14 protein-coding genes are annotated in these 18,165 nt (G+C 72.1%); 5 read left to right on the top strand and 9 right to left on the bottom strand.

Going from position 1 to position 18,165, the window contains the following annotated elements:
* The first annotated feature begins 568 nt into the window (after positions 1 to 568).
* On the top strand, positions 569 to 3,094 hold the full coding sequence (locus E4U92_RS28110) for an ATP-dependent Clp protease ATP-binding subunit (RefSeq protein WP_137303234.1): 2,526 nt from the start codon (positions 569 to 571) through the stop codon (positions 3,092 to 3,094).
* Positions 3,095 to 3,220: 126 nt separating this feature from the next.
* Here E4U92_RS28110 and E4U92_RS28105 read toward each other — a convergent pair whose 3' ends face one another.
* Positions 3,221 to 3,859, bottom strand: coding sequence for an HAD family acid phosphatase (locus E4U92_RS28105; protein WP_137303233.1), 639 nt, complete (start codon positions 3,857 to 3,859; stop codon positions 3,221 to 3,223).
* A 525-nt stretch (positions 3,860 to 4,384) separates the two neighbouring features.
* Between E4U92_RS28105 and E4U92_RS28100 the strand changes: the two genes are divergently transcribed.
* Complete coding sequence (locus tag E4U92_RS28100) at positions 4,385 to 4,963, top strand: M23 family metallopeptidase (RefSeq protein ID WP_137303232.1); 579 nt, start codon at positions 4,385 to 4,387, stop codon at positions 4,961 to 4,963.
* Positions 4,964 to 4,988: 25 nt separating this feature from the next.
* Here E4U92_RS28100 and E4U92_RS28095 read toward each other — a convergent pair whose 3' ends face one another.
* Positions 4,989 to 5,582 (bottom strand): TetR/AcrR family transcriptional regulator, encoded by a 594-nt coding sequence (locus E4U92_RS28095; protein ID WP_137303231.1) that lies wholly within the window; start codon positions 5,580 to 5,582, stop codon positions 4,989 to 4,991.
* A 176-nt stretch (positions 5,583 to 5,758) separates the two neighbouring features.
* On the opposite strand from E4U92_RS28095, the gene E4U92_RS28090 reads away from it, so the two are divergent.
* On the top strand, positions 5,759 to 7,345 hold the full coding sequence (locus E4U92_RS28090; RefSeq protein ID WP_137303230.1) for an MDR family MFS transporter: 1,587 nt from the start codon (positions 5,759 to 5,761) through the stop codon (positions 7,343 to 7,345).
* Between the two features lie 106 nt (positions 7,346 to 7,451).
* Here E4U92_RS28090 and cseC read toward each other — a convergent pair whose 3' ends face one another.
* The 5 genes from cseC to E4U92_RS28065 form a co-directional block, all read right to left on the bottom strand.
* Positions 7,452 to 8,864 (bottom strand): two-component system sensor histidine kinase CseC, encoded by a 1,413-nt coding sequence (cseC, locus tag E4U92_RS28085; protein WP_137303229.1) that lies wholly within the window; start codon positions 8,862 to 8,864, stop codon positions 7,452 to 7,454.
* Positions 8,865 to 8,876: 12 nt separating this feature from the next.
* Positions 8,877 to 9,578, bottom strand: a complete 702-nt coding sequence (gene cseB / locus E4U92_RS28080; protein WP_137303228.1) for a two-component system response regulator CseB — start codon at positions 9,576 to 9,578, stop codon at positions 8,877 to 8,879.
* A gap of 158 nt (positions 9,579 to 9,736) precedes the next feature.
* Complete coding sequence (locus tag E4U92_RS28075) at positions 9,737 to 10,420, bottom strand: hypothetical protein (protein ID WP_168374815.1); 684 nt, start codon at positions 10,418 to 10,420, stop codon at positions 9,737 to 9,739.
* Positions 10,405 to 10,947 carry a SigE family RNA polymerase sigma factor gene (locus tag E4U92_RS28070; protein ID WP_067241044.1) on the bottom strand — a complete coding sequence of 181 codons (543 nt, stop codon included), beginning with the start codon at positions 10,945 to 10,947 and terminating at the stop codon, positions 10,405 to 10,407. Before E4U92_RS28070 ends, E4U92_RS28075 begins: the two co-directional genes overlap by 16 nt.
* Before the next feature lie 319 nt (positions 10,948 to 11,266).
* Positions 11,267 to 12,292, bottom strand: a complete 1,026-nt coding sequence (locus E4U92_RS28065) for an HhH-GPD family protein (protein WP_137303227.1) — start codon at positions 12,290 to 12,292, stop codon at positions 11,267 to 11,269.
* Positions 12,293 to 12,608: 316 nt separating this feature from the next.
* Here E4U92_RS28065 and E4U92_RS28060 point away from each other — a divergent pair, with 316 nt between their 5' ends.
* Positions 12,609 to 13,460 carry a hypothetical protein gene (locus tag E4U92_RS28060; RefSeq protein WP_137303226.1) on the top strand — a complete coding sequence of 284 codons (852 nt, stop codon included), beginning with the start codon at positions 12,609 to 12,611 and terminating at the stop codon, positions 13,458 to 13,460.
* 89 nt (positions 13,461 to 13,549) lie between these two features.
* On the opposite strand, the gene disA is transcribed toward E4U92_RS28060, so the two are convergent.
* Positions 13,550 to 14,674, bottom strand: coding sequence for a DNA integrity scanning diadenylate cyclase DisA (gene disA, locus E4U92_RS28055; RefSeq protein WP_137303225.1), 1,125 nt, complete (start codon positions 14,672 to 14,674; stop codon positions 13,550 to 13,552).
* 81 nt (positions 14,675 to 14,755) lie between these two features.
* A complete protein-coding gene (radA, locus tag E4U92_RS28050; protein WP_137303224.1) occupies positions 14,756 to 16,168 on the bottom strand; it encodes a DNA repair protein RadA in 1,413 nt (470 codons plus the stop codon).
* 182 nt (positions 16,169 to 16,350) lie between these two features.
* Here radA and E4U92_RS28045 point away from each other — a divergent pair, with 182 nt between their 5' ends.
* On the top strand, positions 16,351 to 18,081 hold the full coding sequence (locus E4U92_RS28045) for a BACON domain-containing protein (RefSeq protein ID WP_137303223.1): 1,731 nt from the start codon (positions 16,351 to 16,353) through the stop codon (positions 18,079 to 18,081).
* The last annotated feature ends 84 nt before the right edge of the window (positions 18,082 to 18,165 follow it).

Here is an 18,165-nt window from a genome sequence, read left to right as displayed (position 1 = left end):
GAGCGGAGTGACATACGGGTTCGGCGTGGCTGCCGGGGTCGGCGTGCCTCGTGTGGCCCGCGGGGGGTGCGGGGCATCCGGGGCCGTCGGGGCCTCCGGGACGATCGCGGTGACGGTCTTGGGCGCTGCGCCAGTCATGTCAGCGCCAACCGCACTAAGGCCCGTCGAGTTACGCTGGGTGCCCTTACGGGTGCGCACGGTGTCGAGCAGGGGAGCGTGCGGGGGTGTGGGGAGGCGCAAGGTTGTTCGCCCGTAGCGGAGGGAACGGGGGCGCGCGGCATGGAGTGTCAGTGGGCGCGGGTAAGACATCCCTAGTGGGAGGGGGCGACGCGCGGGAAAGGCCGTCTCACGTTCGCCATCGGCGTAGTGGCGAGTGGGGTATCTGCCTGGCCTGCGGGAACATCGTCTCGCACCATCGGGTTGGAGCAGATGTCGGCGTTCGGGGTCAGGAGGCCATCGACGGTGTCGGCAGTTGGAATGAGCGGTCCCCGCTTGCGGGACTAAGCTGCGGAAGGACAGGGAGGGGAAGTTCCCCCCACTGCCTGACCGCTCTGAGGAGCGATTAACGATGTTCGAGAGGTTCACCGACCGCGCGCGGCGGGTTGTCGTCCTGGCTCAGGAAGAAGCCCGGATGCTCAACCACAACTACATCGGCACCGAGCACATCCTCCTGGGCCTGATCCACGAGGGTGAGGGTGTCGCCGCCAAGGCCCTTGAGAGCCTCGGGATTTCGCTCGAGGCGGTCCGCCAGCAGGTGGAGGAGATCATCGGCCAGGGCCAGCAGGCCCCGTCCGGCCACATCCCCTTCACCCCCCGTGCCAAGAAGGTCCTGGAGCTGTCGCTCCGCGAGGCCCTTCAGCTGGGCCACAACTACATCGGCACGGAGCACATCCTGCTCGGCCTGATCCGCGAGGGCGAGGGCGTCGCCGCCCAGGTCCTCGTCAAGCTGGGCGCTGATCTGAACCGCGTGCGGCAGCAGGTGATCCAGCTGCTCTCCGGTTACCAGGGCAAGGAGACCGCCACCGCCGGCGGCCCTGCCGAGGGCACCCCCTCGACGTCCCTGGTCCTCGACCAGTTCGGCCGGAACCTCACCCAGGCCGCTCGTGAGTCCAAGCTCGACCCGGTCATCGGGCGCGAGAAGGAGATCGAGCGGGTCATGCAGGTGCTGTCCCGCCGTACCAAGAACAACCCGGTGCTGATCGGTGAGCCCGGCGTCGGCAAGACCGCCGTCGTCGAGGGCCTCGCCCAGGCCATCGTCAAGGGCGAGGTCCCCGAGACGCTGAAGGACAAGCACCTCTACACGCTGGACCTGGGCGCCCTGGTCGCCGGCTCCCGCTACCGCGGTGACTTCGAGGAGCGCCTGAAGAAGGTGCTCAAGGAGATCCGCACCCGCGGCGACATCATCCTGTTCATCGACGAGCTGCACACGCTGGTCGGTGCGGGTGCCGCCGAGGGCGCCATCGACGCCGCTTCGATCCTGAAGCCGATGCTGGCCCGCGGTGAGCTGCAGACCATCGGTGCGACCACGCTGGACGAGTACCGCAAGCACCTGGAGAAGGACGCGGCCCTGGAGCGCCGCTTCCAGCCCATCCAGGTCGCCGAGCCGTCCCTGCCGCACACCATCGAGATCCTCAAGGGCCTGCGCGACCGGTACGAGGCGCACCACCGCGTCTCCATCACCGACGAGGCGCTGGTCCAGGCCGCCACCCTGGCCGACCGGTACATCTCGGACCGCTTCCTGCCGGACAAGGCGATCGACCTGATCGACGAGGCCGGTTCCCGGATGCGCATCCGCCGGATGACCGCTCCGCCGGACCTGCGCGAGTTCGACGAGAAGATCGCCTCGGTCCGCCGGGACAAGGAGTCCGCGATCGACTCGCAGGACTTCGAGAAGGCCGCCTCCCTGCGCGACAAGGAGAAGCAGCTCCTGGCCGCCAAGGCCAAGCGGGAGAAGGAGTGGAAGGCCGGCGACATGGACGTCGTCGCCGAGGTCGACGGCGAGCTGATCGCCGAGGTCCTCGCCACGGCCACCGGCATCCCGGTCTTCAAGCTGACCGAGGAGGAGTCCAGCCGCCTGCTGCGCATGGAGGAGGAGCTGCACAAGCGGGTCATCGGCCAGAACGACGCCGTCAAGGCGCTGTCGAAGGCGATCCGCCGTACGCGTGCGGGTCTGAAGGACCCGAAGCGTCCCGGTGGCTCGTTCATCTTCGCCGGCCCGTCCGGTGTCGGTAAGACCGAGCTGTCCAAGGCGCTCGCCGAGTTCCTCTTCGGTGACGAGGACGCGCTGATCTCCCTCGACATGTCGGAGTTCAGCGAGAAGCACACCGTCTCGCGTCTCTTCGGTTCGCCCCCCGGCTACGTGGGCTACGAGGAGGGCGGTCAGCTGACGGAGAAGGTGCGCCGCAAGCCGTTCTCGGTCGTCCTCTTCGACGAGGTCGAGAAGGCCCACCCGGACATCTTCAACTCGCTGCTGCAGATCCTGGAGGACGGTCGCCTGACCGACTCCCAGGGCCGGGTCGTGGACTTCAAGAACACGGTCATCATCATGACGACCAACCTCGGCACCCGGGACATCTCCAAGGGCTTCAACCTGGGCTTCGCGGCCTCGGGTGACACGAAGACCAACTACGAGCGCATGAAGAACAAGGTCTCGGACGAGCTCAAGCAGCACTTCCGGCCCGAGTTCCTCAACCGCGTCGACGACGTGGTCGTCTTCCCGCAGCTCACGCAGGAGGACATCCTGCGGATCGTCGACCTGATGATCGGCAAGGTGGACGAGCGCCTGAAGGACCGGGACATGGGCATCGAGCTGTCCCAGGCCGCCAAGGAGCTGCTGTCCAAGAAGGGCTACGACCCCGTGATGGGCGCGCGGCCGCTGCGTCGCACGATCCAGCGCGAGATCGAGGACACCCTGTCGGAGAAGATCCTCTTCGGCGAGGTCCGCCCCGGCCAGATCGTGGTCGTGGACACCGAGGGCGAAGGCGACGCCCAGACCTTCACCTTCCGCGGCGAGGAGAAGTCGGCGCTGCCCGACGTCCCGCCGATCGAGCAGGCGGCCGGCGGTGCCGGACCGAACCTGAGCAAGGAGGCCTAGCCTCCGCGCTCGGCCTGAACGGACGAGGGGCCGGCCCCGGGACATGTGTCCCGGGGCCGGCCCTTTTCCTGTCCCGGTGTCGCTGAGGCGCCAGCAGGCCCGTCAGGGAGGCCACCGGGACGTCCGTCAGGAGAGCTGGCCGTCGTAGTCCGGCAGCTTGAACGTCTTCTCGGCGTGGCCGCCCGACAGGTCGGTGGCGCTGTTGCCGATGTTCGCGATGATCGTGTAGCCCTTGTTCTCGATGCTGACGCGCTGGGCGGCCTTGTAGGCGCCGACGTTCTTGAAGAGGTCGAACAGGCCGCGGACGTACAGACCGGAGACCTCGTAGCCGTCGTGCTCGAGGTTGTACTCCGTGGGCAGCGAGATGATGCCGGGCCGGGCCGTGACGAAGAACAGGGAGACGCCGTGCTCCTGGGCGTAGCGGGCGACGTCGAGGACCGGCTTGTTCGCCGGCTGCGGGAAGCTGAAGCCGAAGTCGGTCTCCAGCGCGGTGTTGTCGACGTCGAGGACGACGGCCTGCTTCTCGCCGGGCGTGGCGGCGGCGATCCGCTGCTTCAGGTACGGCAGCGCCTGGTCCATGACGGCGCGGCAGTCCTGCTGCCAGGTGGCGTAGTCGACGTCCGCCGCGGCGGCCGTGGCGGCGACCGGGGTGCGGGCGGGCACGGTGTCCGCCGCCGCGTCGGCCGGGGCGGCCAGGGCCACGAGGGCGGCCGCGGAGACGGTGGTCACCGAGGCGTTGCGCAGCCAGGCACGTCTGTGGGTCATGTGGGGGTCCTCTCCCGTTCAACGCTGCTGTGTCGTGTGCATGTTCGTCGGCGAGGGTGGCGCGAGGGGAACCGTAGGGTTACTGGACGGTAGGGCGCTAGAGGCGTGCGTCACCCGAAGGGGGGATCCGCCGGTGACCGCGGTCACCATCCGGCCATCAGCCGGGGCGACATGATGATGTGTCAGGAGGGTGGCCCGGGTCACCTCCCCGGGGTCGTGGATCACGGTCCCCGGTGACATGCCGCACAGGCGGATTCGGTAGTACTAGCGGGAATAGTCGCCACGCAGACCCGGGCAAAACGGACAGTCAGTGCGAGCCTTGATGCCCGTTTTCGCCGTACTGCACGGAATGAGAACTAGAAGCCCCTCTGTCAAGAAGTGGGAAAGTTCTGCGTTCACGTACTACTTTCCGTCGTAGGTCACACGTTTGGGTGGAGATGGGAGCGCGGGTTACCAAGGACTGGCCCACCCGGCAGGCGTCCTCGCCCCGGGGGGTGACCCCGCCCCCGACCTCATGAGGTTTCGATGTTCCACTGCGCCATGAACCGCTCTTCCCGTACGTCCCTGCTTCGCACCCGCGTGGCCGTCGGGGCCGCCGCCCTGGGTGCCACCGCGGTCGTGCTGGGCGGCGGAGTGGCGACCGCCGCCGAGCACACCACCGTCACGGCCGTCAGCAAGAAGGCCGCTTCCTGGGTCGACCCGGTCAAGCACTACAAGCTGTCCGCCGGCTTCGCCCAGTCCGGCAGCCACTGGGTCGCCAAGCACAGCGGCCAGGACTTCGCCGTGCCGATCGGCACCAACGTCGTCGCCGCCCACGGCGGCACCGTCGTCAAGGCCGGCGGCAACGGCGCCGGTGACGGCCCCGCCTACGGCAACGCCGTCGTGATCAAGCACGCCAACGGCGTCTACTCGCAGTACGCGCACCTCTCGCGCATCGACGTCAAGATCGGCCAGGTCGTCAAGACCGGCCAGCACATAGCCAAGTCCGGCAACACCGGTAACTCCACCGGCCCGCACCTGCACTTCGAGATCCGCACGACGCCGAACTACGGCTCCGCGGTCAACCCGGTGAGCTTCCTGCGCGCCAAGGGCGTGACCGTCTGACCCTCCGGTCGGACGAGGGACCCGGTCAGCCGCCCCGGTGGGCCTGGGTCACCAGATCGATGGCGACCTCGAGGACGGCCGCGCGCCTCTCCTCGGGGTCGACCTCCAGGTCCTGCAGCAGGAACATGCCGGCGTGCAGCGTGAACAGCGCGCTGACGCACCGGACCTGGTCGGCCAGCGGGGCGTCCGGATCGATGATGATCTCCCGCAGACTCTGCATCCGGCTCTTGAAGGACTCGCCGATGCGCAGCTCGCGGATCGTCGCCTGGTTCTCCTGCATGAAGCGGAAGAGCGGGGCGGCGTCGTCGAGCGCCTGGCCGTAGCGGCGCACGATCTCCTGCTTGGTCTGCAGGGTGTGCGGCTGCTCCCGGCCCCACTCGATCAGGTCCTCGATCGGCTGCGTCAGGTCCTCGAAGATGCTGACGAGGATCTCTTCCTTCGTCTTGAAGTGGTAGTACAGGGCCGCCTTCGTCACATCGAGCCGCTCCGCGATCTCGCGGAGCGACGTCTTGTCGTAGCCCTGCTCGGCGAAGAGGTCGAGCGCCACGTCCTGGATGCGCTGGCGGGTGTTCCCGCGCCGCTGCTGCTTGGTGCCGTCGTCGTCCATGGTGACGTCCATCCTCGTACTCCTCGCGTCCCCGCGAAAACGTGGGTGCCCGCGGGGGTGGGTGCACCGCCCGGCAGGTGTGCCCCCCGGAAACTTACTTGACGACCGGCTAGTGACAGGTCTACCTTCCCAGTGTACTGAACTAGCCGGGCGGCAAGTAAGTAGCGGCCCTGGGGGAGTGGGAAGAGATGGCGGACACACAGCCGGCCGCGGTGGCCGGGACCAGCGACGGCAAACAGCCGAAGAGCGTGCGGGTGGTCCTGCTCGCACTCATGATCACGATGATGCTCGCGATGCTCGACAACATGATCGTGGGCACCGCGATGCCGACGATCGTCGGCGAGCTCGGCGGGCTCGAACACCTTTCCTGGGTGGTGACCGCGTACACCCTCGCGACCGCCGCCGCCACGCCCATCTGGGGCAAGCTCGGCGACATGTACGGCCGCAAGGCCACCTTCATGACCTCGATCGTGCTCTTCCTGATCGGGTCCGCGCTGAGCGGCATGGCCCAGAACATGGGCGAGCTGATCGGCTTCCGCGCCGTGCAGGGCCTGGGCGCCGGCGGTCTGATGGTCGGCGTCATGGCGATCATCGGCGACCTGATCCCGCCCCGTGAGCGCGGCAAGTACCAGGGCATGATGGCCGCCGTCATGGCGGTCGCGATGATCGCCGGACCCCTCGTCGGCGGCACCATCACCGACCACTGGGGCTGGCGCTGGGCCTTCTACATCAACCTGCCGCTCGGCGTCGTCTCCCTCGGTCTGATCAGCGCGGTGCTGCACCTGCCGAAGAAGCGGTCCAAGGCGGGCATCGACTACCTCGGCGTCGTGCTGCTGACCGTCGGCATCACCTCGATCGTGCTGGTCACCACGTGGGGCGGCACCGAGTACGCCTGGACGTCCGCGCGGATCATGGAGCTGATCGGCATCGGCGTGGCCGCGCTCGTCGGGTTCGTGTTCTGGCAGACCAAGGCCGCCGAGCCGGTCGTCCCGCTGCACATCTTCCGCAGCCGCAACTTCACCCTCATGTCGGTCATCGGCTTCATCACCGGCTTCGTGATGTTCGGCGCGACCCTCTTCCTGCCGCTCTACCAGCAGTCCGTGCAGGGCGCGTCCGCGACCAACTCGGGTCTGCTGCTCCTGCCGATGCTCGGCGCGATGCTGGTCACCTCCATGATCGCGGGCCGGATCACCACCAGCACCGGCCGCTACAAGGTCTTCCCGGTCGTCGGCAGCGCCCTGATGATCGTCGGCCTGTACCTGCTGTCGACGATGGACACCGGCACCACCCGGCTCACCTCCGGGCTGTTCATGGCCGTTCTCGGCCTCGGCATGGGCTGCCTGATGCAGATCACCATGCTGGTCGCGCAGAACAGCGTGGAGATGCGGGACATGGGCGTCGCGTCCTCCTCGACCACCCTGTTCCGTACGCTCGGGTCCTCCTTCGGCGTCGCGATCATGGGTGCGCTGTTCAACCACCGGGTCCAGGACGTCATGAGCGAGCGGGCCGGTTCGATCGGCTCGAAGGTCACCGAGCAGTCCGCCCAGCTCGACGCGGCCCACCTGGCGAAGCTGCCGGCCGCGGCCCGCGAGGCCTACCAGTACGCCGTGTCCGACGGCACCCACGCGGCCTTCGTCCTCGGGTCCGTGGTGGCCGTGGTCGCCCTGGTCGCCGCCGTCTTCGTCAAGGAGGTGCCGCTCAAGGGGGCGGGCCCCAAGGCGGAGGACGCGCCGGCCGAGGCCGCACCGCAGACGCCGGTCGTCGAAGCGGTCTGACCGACGAGTCACTCCCTGACCACGAAGGCCCCCGGCGGTTGTCCGCCCCGGGGGCCTTCTCCTGCGCCCGCCGCTCCTCCCACGAGCCCCGGGCCGGGGCGTTCTCCTAGGAGCCCAGGGGCCGGGGCCCGACAGGCGGGCCGGATCTCGGTCCCGGGGGTGCGGCCGCGCCCGGGAGCGGCAGCATCGGGTAGCTGCCCGTGTTGGTCGGGGCGTGTTCCGGCAGCCACAGCACGGCGACCGCGCCCTCCGCCGGTACGTGACCGGGTGCGCCCGCGGGCCGGACGTTGCGGAAGGTGAGGCGGGCGCCCAACACGCGGGCCTGGCCCGCGGCGATGGTCAGGCCGAGGCCGTGCCCGTGCCCGGAGCGGTCGGTGCTGCCGGTGCGGAAGCGGCTCGGGCCCTCGGCGAGCAGCGCCTCGGGGAACCCGGGGCCGTGGTCGCGCACCCGGATGACACGGCCCTCGACGGTGACCTGGATCGGCGGTCTGCCGTGGCGGGCGGCGTTGGCCAGCAGGTTGAACAGCACGCGCTCCAGCCGGCGCGGGTCGGTGGTGACCTCCGACTCGTGCACCACCCGCACCTCGACGTCGGGGTCCTTCGCCGCCACCCGCCGGGTGACGAACTCGCCCAGCATGAGGTCCTGCAGCTCGGCCCGCTCGGAGGCGCCGTCCAGCCGGGCCACCTCCAGCACGTCCTCGACGAGCGTGCGCATCGCCTTGGCGCGGTCCAGCACCAGCTCGGTCGGCCGCCCGGGAGGCAGCAGCTCGGCGGCGGTGAGCAGCCCGGTCACCGGGGTGCGCAGCTCGTGCGCGATGTCGGCGGTGACCCGGCGCTCGGCCTCCAGCCGCTGCTGGAGGGCGTCCGCCATGGCGTCCACCGCGCTGGCCAGGTCGTCGGTCTCGTCGCGGACGACCCCGCCGATCGCGTCCCGCACGCGTACGTCCGGCTCGCCCTTGGCGACCTGGTTCGCCGCGGCCGCCGCCTTGCGCAGCCGCCGCGAGAGCTGCCCGCCGATCAGGACGCCGAGCGCGCTGCCGCCGAGGACCACCGCGATGGAGCCGATCACCAGGGCCTGGTCGAGGTCGTTGAGGATGTCCGTGCTGCGGTCGGTGAAGCCGGTGTGCAGGGACATCACGTGCCCGTCCTTGAGCGGCATGGCCGCCCAGATGTCGGGCACCCCGCCCGCCCGGTCGGCCACGAACGTGGCCCGGCGGCCGTCCTCGACCTTCTGCCGCAGCTCGGCCGGCAGCCGGGGGTCGTCGATCTTGACGCTGGGGAAGTTCGGCCGGCCGGACAGCTCGTAGTTGCGCTGGGCGATCCGGACCCGCTCGTCGGCGAGGTCACGGGCGTTGTCCAGCATCGACACCCGGGCGGCGTTGTGCACGACCAGGCTGAGCGCGATCGCCACCAGCGCGCCGACCAGCGCGATCGCCGCGCTCAGCTTCCACCGCAGACCCGTCCGGATGCCCGCTCGCTCCACCTGCGCCGGAACCAGGTGCCGCACCATCCCCCGCATACCCCGCTCCGCTCAGGCCTTCAGCTTGTAACCGAAGCCGCGGACCGTCTCGATGCGGTCCTGGCCGATCTTCTGCCGCAGTCGCTGCACATGGACGTCGACGACGCGGGTGTCCCCTCCCCAGCCGTAGTCCCAGACACGCTCCAGCAGCTTGTCGCGGGACAGCACCGTCCCCGGGGCGGAGGAGAACTCCAGCAGCAGGCGCATCTCGGTCGGGGTGAGCGCCACCGGCTGTCCGCCCCGGCGCACCTCCATGCCCTCGGTGTCGACCTCCAGGTCCCCGAAGGTGAGCAGTCCGCCGTCGGCGGCCGCCTCGGGCTCGGCGCGGTCACCGCCGCCCGCGTGCCCGAAGCGGCGCAGCACCGCCCGGATGCGGGCGACCAGCACGGCCCCGTCGAACGGCTTGGTCACGTAGTCGTCGGCACCGGCCTCCAGGCCGAGGACCACGTCGATGGAGTCGGCGCGCGCGGACAGCATGATCACCGGCACGGTGGACTCGTCGCGGATGCGCCGGCACAGGCTGACGCCGTCCAGACCGGGCACCATGACGTCCAGCAGGGCGATGTCGGGGCGGTCCGCGCGGAACGCCTCCAGACCCGACAGCCCGTCGGGCATGGCGGTGACGACGAAGCCGTCCCGCTCCAGGGCGAGCTGGGTGGCCTCGCGGATGACGTCGTCGTCCTCGACGAACAGGACGTGTGTCTGGTCTGCCATCCCGGTGCTCTCAGTCCTCGTGGTCCTCGTGTGGATCTCGGTCGTCCCCCGCGGCTCCCCTGAGGGGGACGTCCGCGGTGCGTGATGCGTTCACTGTCCTCATCGGTTGCGGCGCCCCGATCGGTTCACGCCCACCCGGGAATCGTCGCGAACGACGCTCATCCGCTCTCGGGGGCGGGCGTCGCGTCCCCGCCGACGACGTTGCTGTAGTCGTTGTGCGTGCGGTACGCCTCGGCGAACCGGCCCGCCCTCCAGTGGTACGTGATGACGTTCTCGCCGGACGGGCTGGAGACCGGGTCGCCCCGCTCGTAGACCTGCTTGGTCACCACGAGGTCGCCCCGGTCGATCTCGGCGTAGACCGGCGGCTCCTCGGCCTTGAAGACGTTCTCGTAGCGGCCGTCCCGCTCCCGGTACACGTAGGCGCCGACGCCGACCGTGTCGCTGCAGGTCAGGATGTTGACGACGACGTCGCTGGCGGAGCCGCCGGTGAGGTCGCCGTAGGAGACGTCGATCGGGTACTCGTCGCCGACGCACGGCTTGAGCTCGCGCTTGACCTCCGTCGAGACCGCCGGGTCCTGCTTGATCAGCCGCACGGCGTCCACCCGCTCGGGTGTGTCGCTCGGCGCGGCCGAGGCGGAGACCTTCGCGCTGCCCCCGGCCGCGTCGGCGTGGGCCGGGCCCTCGTCACGGGCACCGGTGCCGCCGGTGGCGCACGCGGAGACCAAAAAGGCCAGGGCGGCGAGCACGGCCACTGCCGTGCCTGCCGCCTGCAGGGCCCCGGGGGCCCGGGTGGTCCCGGGCCGGTCCGGGGTGGGCCCGGGGTCGGTCAAGCCGCCGCGCAACGCTCCCGCTCCTCACGCTCCAGCGCGCGTGCGTCCAGGTCGCGCGCCTCCAGCTCCTCGCGGAGCCGGGCGAGCGCCCGGTGCAGCGTGCTCTTGACCGTTCCGGCCGACATGCCGAGGGCCGCGGCGGTCTCCTCCGTGGACATCTGCTCCCAGTGTCGCAGCACCACGACGCTGCGCTGCTTGGGTGCCAGGACCTTCATCGCGTCCATCAGCAGGGCGCGGTCGGCGTGCTGCTCGGTGGCGTCGTCCACGCACGCGTCCGGGAGCTGCTCGGTGGGCACCTCCTCCAGCTTGCGGGCGCGCCACCACTCGGTGCGGGTATTGATCATGACCCGGCGCAGGTAGGCGTCGGCGAGCCGCTTGTCGGCGATGCCCTCCCAGCGGCCGTAGGTGCGGGCCAGTGCGGTCTGCAGCAGGTCCTGGGCGTCGACCGGGTCCGGGACCAGCCGGCGGGCGCTGCGCAGCAGCGCGTCCTGCCGGGTGCGGACGTACTCCTCGAACTCGAGCACCTCGCCCTGCGCCATGATCAACCGCCTCCGAAAAGTTCCCCGTTTCCGGCGGGCTGTCCCCGGCCGGTTCCTGCTTCAGGTCCGTGGCCCCCGTGTCGGTGGCGGCCACGGAAGAGAAGCTACGGAGCACTTGTCACGGCGCTGTCCGAAGCAGCCTGCGGCCAGCGCTCAGCTGTCCGTCGGTTGTGTAACAGCCGCGGCAACGGGGTAAGGGGATGGGGCAGTTGAGTGGCTTATGGGGTGATTTGTCCGGCCGGTCGACCGTGACGAACGCCGTGTCACGGACGCGACCGGGCCGTCGTCCGCGGTGCGGCCGCTGTCCGGCGCCCGTGTGTCAGCTGTGCGGCAGCCGGTACAGGCCGCCCGGCAGCGGCTCGACCAGGCCGTCCGCCACGAGACCGTCCAACGCCCGTGCCCGCTGCACCGGTTCGTGCCACACCCGGTCCAGCGCGGACTGCGGCACGGGCGCGTGCGCCTCGCGCAGCACGGCGAGCAGCTTGCCGCGCACCTGACGGTCGGTGCCCGCGTACGTCTGCCCGCGCCGCGGCGGACCGGCGTGCTCCGGCTTGCCGGCGAGCCGCCACGCGCACTGGGCCGCGATCGGGCACCGGTGGCAGCTCTCGTTCTTCGCGGTGCACACCAGCGCGCCGAGCTCCATGGAGGCGGCGGCCCAGCGGGCGGCCGTCCGCTCGTCCTCGGGCAGCAGCGCGCGGGCCAGCCGGCGTTCGGCGGCCGTGGTGGCGTTCGGCGGGTACTGCACCCCCGTCACCGCGCGCGCGAACACCCGGCGCACGTTGGTGTCCAGGACGGCGTGCCGCTGTCCGTGGGCGAAGGAGGCGACCGCCGCGGCGGTGTACTCGCCGATGCCGGGCAGCGCGAGGAGCTGCGCGTGGTCCGCGGGCACGTCACCGCCGTGCCGTTCCGTTATGGCCACCGCCGCGCCGTGCAGGCGCAGCGCGCGCCGCGGGTAGCCGAGGCGGCCCCACGCGCGGACGGCCTCGCCGGGGGCCTCCGCGGCCAGGTCGGCGGGGCGGGGCCAGCGGGCCAGCCACTGCTCGTAGACGGGCAGGACTCGGCTGACGGGCGTCTGCTGGAGCATGAACTCGCTGACCATCACGCCCCACGCCCCGGCCTCGGGGCGGCGCCAGGGCAGGTCGCGGGCGTTGTCCTCGAACCAGTCGATGACGGGGGCGTGCAGGTGCGCCCCGTCCGGCGCCGGTCCGGCGGTCGGCGGCTCGGCGGGGGCCGGGCCGGGGACGGCGTCGGCGGCGCGGGCGGGGTCGGCGGCGGTGGTGGGGGCGGTCGCGGCGGCGGAGGGCAGGGCGCTGGTGCCGTACGGGGGCTTCGTGGGCGCAGTCATGGCCTTCCGATCCTGCCACGACAGGGGTGCACACGTGCGTACCGTCACCCGACGGGGTGGGGTCGGGCGCCGGGGCGTCGACGGCGCGGGCCGGCCGTGGCCAGAGCTGCAAGGCGCGCGATCGCGAATCCGCGCGGGGTCCGCTCACCGTCCGTGCCGGGTGCGCCGTCGTCGTCACAGAACGCGATCAAGGGGGTGAGCGAGGCGCCGCGGGAGCGGAACTCGCCGCGGGGACCGGGATGATGATCCGGAAAAGTCGCGCGGCGGGCGGCGGGTGAGAACGGCGAACGCCAAGATCTCTCGTACAGTTTGCGCCGTGGGATCTCTGCGCAATCCGGTCGGGCCGCTTCCCTCCTCCATCTACTGGCGACGGAGGGTCGTACTGGTGTCCGTGATCGCCCTGTTGGCGCTCCTGATCGCCTGGATCGTCACCTCGGGCGGCGGTGGTGGCCACAACGGCGCCGGCGGGGACGACGGCAAGAATCCCGCCTCCTCCATCACACCCGGGCCCTCCGGTTCCGGGCCCGCGATCAGCCAACACCCGGGCGGGCGCGACGAGTCGAGCGGCGGGGGCTCCGGGTCCGGCGGGTCGTCGGCCGGGTCCTCCGCGGGCGGCGGTTCGGGCTCCGGGTCCGGCGGGTCGGGGGGCTCGGGCGGTCCCGGCGGCGCCGACGGCAACGGTGACGCGTCCGTGAGCGGGGGCGCGGTCGGGGAGGGCGTGGGCACCGGGAGCGCGGCGACGACGTTGCCGGCCGGCACCACGTTGCCCAACTGCACCCCCAGCGTGGTCACGTTGACGCTGCGCAGCGTCCGCAACAGCTACGCGCCCGGGGAGACGCCGACGTTCCGGATCACCGCGAAGAACGGCTCCGGCAGCGACTGCAAGCTCGACCTCGGCCCGAAGAGCTCGGTGCTGACGGTCACTCAGGCCGGGGCCACGGACGACTACTGGGCGTCGGACGACTGCCCGAAGGTGTCCGGGAGCCTGCTGTACCGGGTGCCGGCCGGGGAGACCTTCACGTACACCGTGAAGTGGGACGGCCGGCCGAGCGCGCCGCACTGCGCGACGCCTCCGGCGGGGAAGGCCGGGCCGGGGACGTACCTGGTGGAGGCGAAGGTGCCCGGCTTCGCCAAGACCCAGACGTCGTTCGTGCTGACGGCGGACTAGGCATTGCGGCGGGGCAGGGGCAGGCGGCATCCGGCGGACCGGGGCGCAGCCGGCCGGCGCCGCGCCGTTCCGCGCGGCGCTGACCCGTCCTAGACGTACCGCTCCAGGATCGACGACTCCGCCAGGCGGGACAGGCCCTCGCGGACGCTCCGGGCGCGGGCCTCGCCGACGCCGTCGACCGTCTGCAGGTCGTCGACGCTCGCGGCGAGGAGCTTCTGCAGGCCGCCGAAGTGCTCCACCAGGCGGTCGATGATCGCGCCGGGGAGGCGGGGCACCTTGGCCAGCAGCCGGAAGCCGCGCGGGGAGACCGCCGAGTCCAGTGCCTCGGGGGAGCCGGTGTACCCCAACGCGCGGGCCACCGTGGACATTTCGAGCAGCTCGGCGTGGCTGAGGGCGTCCAGTTCGGAGAGGGCCTCGTCGACCGTGCGGGAGCGCTTGGCCGTCGGCTCGGGCACGTAGTCCCGGACGACCAGGGAACGCTCGGGCTCCACGCCGGCGATCAGCTCGTCCAGCTGGAGGGCCAGCAGGCGGCCGTCGGTGCCCAGCTCGACGACGTACTCGGCGATCTCGGTAGCGATGCGGCGCACCATCTCCAGGCGCTGCGCGACCGCGGAGACGTCCCGGACCGTCACCAGGTCCTCGATCTCCAGCGCCGACAGCGTCCCCGCGACCTCGTCCAGGCGCAGCTTGTAGCGCTCCAGGGTCGCCAGCGCCTGGTTCGCGCGGGACAGGATCGCCGCCGAGTCCTCCAGCACGCGCCGCTGGCCGGAGACGTAGAGCGCGATCAGCCGCATCGACTGCGAGACGGACACCACCGGGAAGCCGACCTGCTTGGAGACGCGGTCCGCCGTGCGGTGCCGGGTGCCGGTCTCCTCGGTCGGGATGGTGGCGTCGGGCACGAACTGCACGCCCGCGCGGAGGATCTTCGACAGGTCGGAGGACAGGACGATGCCGCCGTCGAGCTTGCACAGCTCGCGCAGCCGGGTCGCGGTGAACTCGACGTCCAGCACGAAACCGCCCGTGCACATCGTCTCGACGGTCTTGTCGGAGCCCAGCACGATCAGGCCGCCGGTGTTGCCGCGCAGGACGCGCTCGAGCCCGTCGCGCAGGGCCGTGCCGGGTGCCACGGCGCTCAGCGAGGCGCGCATCAGGCCATCGGAACCGGCACTCCCACCGGACTTGCCGGGAGCTGCTGCCCGGTCGTTGGCTGCCACTGCACTCCTCCGGTCGCAGGTTCTGGGGCGCTCCCGTTTCGCGCACTCGGTTCGTACGGACGGGCGAGACCTGGGCAAAGTCTACCGGCGGTCCTCCGCCTCCCGGGGGGCCTCTCGGCGACGGGAGCGCGGCAGGACCCGCAGGGCGTCCCCCATGTCCGCCACTTCCAGCACCTTCATACCGGCCGGGACCTTGCCGGGATCGCCCGGCACCAGCGCGTGCGTGAAGCCCAGCCGGTGCGCCTCGGCGAGCCTGCGCTGCACGCCCGTGACTCTCCTCACCTCGCCCGCGAGGCCCACTTCGCCGATCGCGACCAGGTTCTTGGGCAGCGGGGTGTCGCTGGCGGCGGAGGCCAGCGCGAGGGCGATCGCGAGGTCGGCGGCCGGCTCGGACAGCTTCACGCCGCCCACCGTGGCCGAGTAGATGTCCCGCTTGCCGAGCGCGCTGATGCGGCCGCGCTGCTCCAGGACGGCCAGCATCATCGACACCCGGGAGGTCTCCAGGCCGGACGTCGTGCGGCGCGGGGAGGGGATCTGCGAGTCGACGGTGAGCGCCTGCACCTCGGCGACCAGCGGCCGCCGGCCCTCCAGGGTGACTGTCAGACAGGTGCCCGGGACCGGCTCGTCACGCCGGGTCAGGAACAGGCCGCTGGGGTCCGCGAGGCCCATGATGCCCTCGTCGTGCAGTTCGAAGCAGCCGACCTCGTCGGTCGCGCCGTAGCGGTTCTTGACGCCCCGTACGAGCCGCAGGCGCGCGTGGCGGTCGCCCTCGAAGTGCAGGACGACGTCCACCAGGTGCTCCAGCAGGCGGGGCCCGGCGATCGCGCCGTCCTTGGTGACGTGGCCCACCAGGAGCGTCGACATGCCGCGGTCCTTCGAGGCGCGGATCAGGGCGCCGGCCACCTCGCGCACCTGGGCCATCCCGCCCGGCGCGCCGTCGATCTCGGGGGAGGCGACAGTCTGCACCGAGTCGAGGACCAGCAGCGACGGCTTCACCGCGTCCAGGTGGCCGAGGACGGCGGAGAGGTCGGTCTCGGCGGCCAGGTAGAGGTGGTCGTGCAGGGCGTTGATGCGGTCGGCGCGCAGGCGGACCTGGCTCGCCGACTCCTCACCGGTCACGTACAGCGTGCGGTGCTCCTCGCTCGCCGCCTTGGCCGCCACGTCCAGCAGCAGGGTCGACTTGCCGACGCCCGGCTCGCCCGCGAGCAGCACCACCGCGCCCGGCACGAGCCCGCCGCCGAGCACACGGTCCAGCTCCGGCACGCCCGTGGAGCGCGCGGTGGCCTGGCGCCCGTCGACCTGGCCGATCGGCAGCGCGGAGGTGGTGACCCGGCCCGGCGCGGTCGTGCGCACCGCGGGCGCGCCGCCGTACTCCTCGACCGTGCCCCACGCCTGGCACTCGGCGCAGCGGCCGAGCCACTTGGCCGTCTGCCAGCCGCACTCCGTGCAGCGGTACGACGGACGGTCCTTGGTGGTCTTGGTACGGGCAGCCATGGGGAAACCGTAGCCGCAGGGTCTGACAACCGGGCCCGGCTCCGCTCCGGTGACCGCTGCCGTGGCCGCACGGGGCCGCCGCGGAAGCCCCTGTCCCCTTATGAGGGATCGTTTCACCCGTACGGATTAAAAGGGCTCAAGGTGCGGGAGCTGTCCGTTCCGGGCCGCCTACGGTCGCACGGGTGACGAGCAGCAGCCCGCAGACCTCGACCCGCACGACCGGCGCACACCGGGCGCACCGGGAGGCGCGTGACCGTGGTGCGACCCGCACGGCGGTGCAGCGCCCGGCGACGCCCCACGAGCCGTATCTGGACGGCCTGTTCACCTACTGCCTGTCGGTGCTGTGCGACCACGACGCGGCCACCGCCGCCCTCGCGGACGTCCTCGCCCTCGCCGACCGGCGCGGCCAGCGCGTCCCGGACGCCGCCGGCGACCGCCGCGCCTGGCTGTACGCCCTGGCCCGCTGGGCGTGTCTGCGCAAGCTGGCCGAGGCCAAGCAGAAACGTCAGGGCACGCACGCGGCGGGACGCCACGGCACCCACCGCCAGCCGGCCGCGCGGCCCCCCGCCCCACCCGTCCCGGACGACGTGCGCGAACAGCGGCGGCGCGAACTCGCCCTCCTCGCCTGGCCGGAGGCCGCCGGCACCACCCCCGAGCAGCGCGAGGCGCTCGAACTCGCGGTGCGCCACCAGCTCGCCGCCCACGAGGTCGCCGCCGTCCTCGGCATGGACCACGCCGCCGCCCGCGAACTGCTCGCCGGTGCCGCCTGCGAGGTCGAGCGCACGCGCGCGGCGCTCGCCGTCGTCGAGACCGGCGGCTGTCCCGCCGTGGCCCGGCTCACCGGTGACCAGCAGCTCGTGCTCAGCTCCGCCCTGCGGCGCGAACTGGTCCGGCACGTCGACGACTGCCCCCGCTGCCGCCGCGCCGCGGAGCGCGCCGTGCCGGGGCGCTGGCCCGGCACCGGCGTCACCCCGGCCGAGCTGCCCGTGCTGTCCGCGCCCCGCCGGGCCCTGCACCACGCGCTCACCCACCTGCCCCGCGCGCGGGGCGCCGACGCGCCCCGCTTCGACCGGCGCGGCTTCCCGATGGACCCCAAGGACCGCGCCGCCCGCCGCGACCGCCTGCGCGCGCGTGCCGTCACCACGACCGTCGTGGCGACCGTCGTCGCCGCGCCCGTGTTCGCCCTGTGGGCCGCCTACCACGGCACGCCGACCGGCGAGGGCGCCGACGGCCACTCGGCCGACGCGAGCGAGGCGCACGGCCCGGGCACCCCCGACGGGGACGCAACGGGCGGCTACGAGAACGCCGGCAACGCCAGCACCCGCCCCGGCTCCGGTACCGACGCCGCGGACCGGTCCGACGTCTCGGTGGAGGTCGTCAGCGTCAGCGGCGCCGGCAGCAAGGGCCCGGGCAGCCTGTCGGTGACCGCGAGCAGCCACGGCGACACCACGTTCATCACGCTGACCGCCGCCGCCGACGCCGAGGGACCGGTCACCTGGTCGGCGTCGACGGGCGCCGCCTGGCTCTACCTGAGCCGGTCCTCGGGCACCCTCGCGCCCGGCGAGTCGGTCACCGTCAAGGTGTACGTCGACCCCCTGCGCGAACCCGCCGGGCAGTGGCACGCACGCGTGGCGATCGCCCCGGCCGGCGCCGTCGTGTCCATCGAGGGCCACGGCCCCGTGCCGCACGGTCCCGGCACCGGTCCCTCCGGCCCGGGGTCCGGCAGTCCCAGCGGCCCGTCGCCCTCCTCGCCGGAGCCGACACCGGTCACCTCGACGCCCTCCGACCCGACGCCGAGCGACCCGCCCCCGACGACCGACCCGGAGCCCACGTCCAGCGGCTCACCGTCGGGCCCGGGCGACTCCCCCTCACCGGACGCCAGCAGCGGGGCCCCGAGCCCGGAGACGTCCTAGCCGGACCTCGGGCACGTCGGGCGAGAGGAGCAACGGCAGGCGCGAGGAGCGGCGTCGGGGGAGAGGACCGGCGCCGAGGGAGAG

Origin of the sequence: Streptomyces galbus (assembly GCF_005280195.1) — a bacterium.
GTDB lineage: Bacteria > Actinomycetota > Actinomycetes > Streptomycetales > Streptomycetaceae > Streptomyces > Streptomyces galbus.
This window is presented reverse-complemented; position numbering and strand designations above follow the sequence as displayed.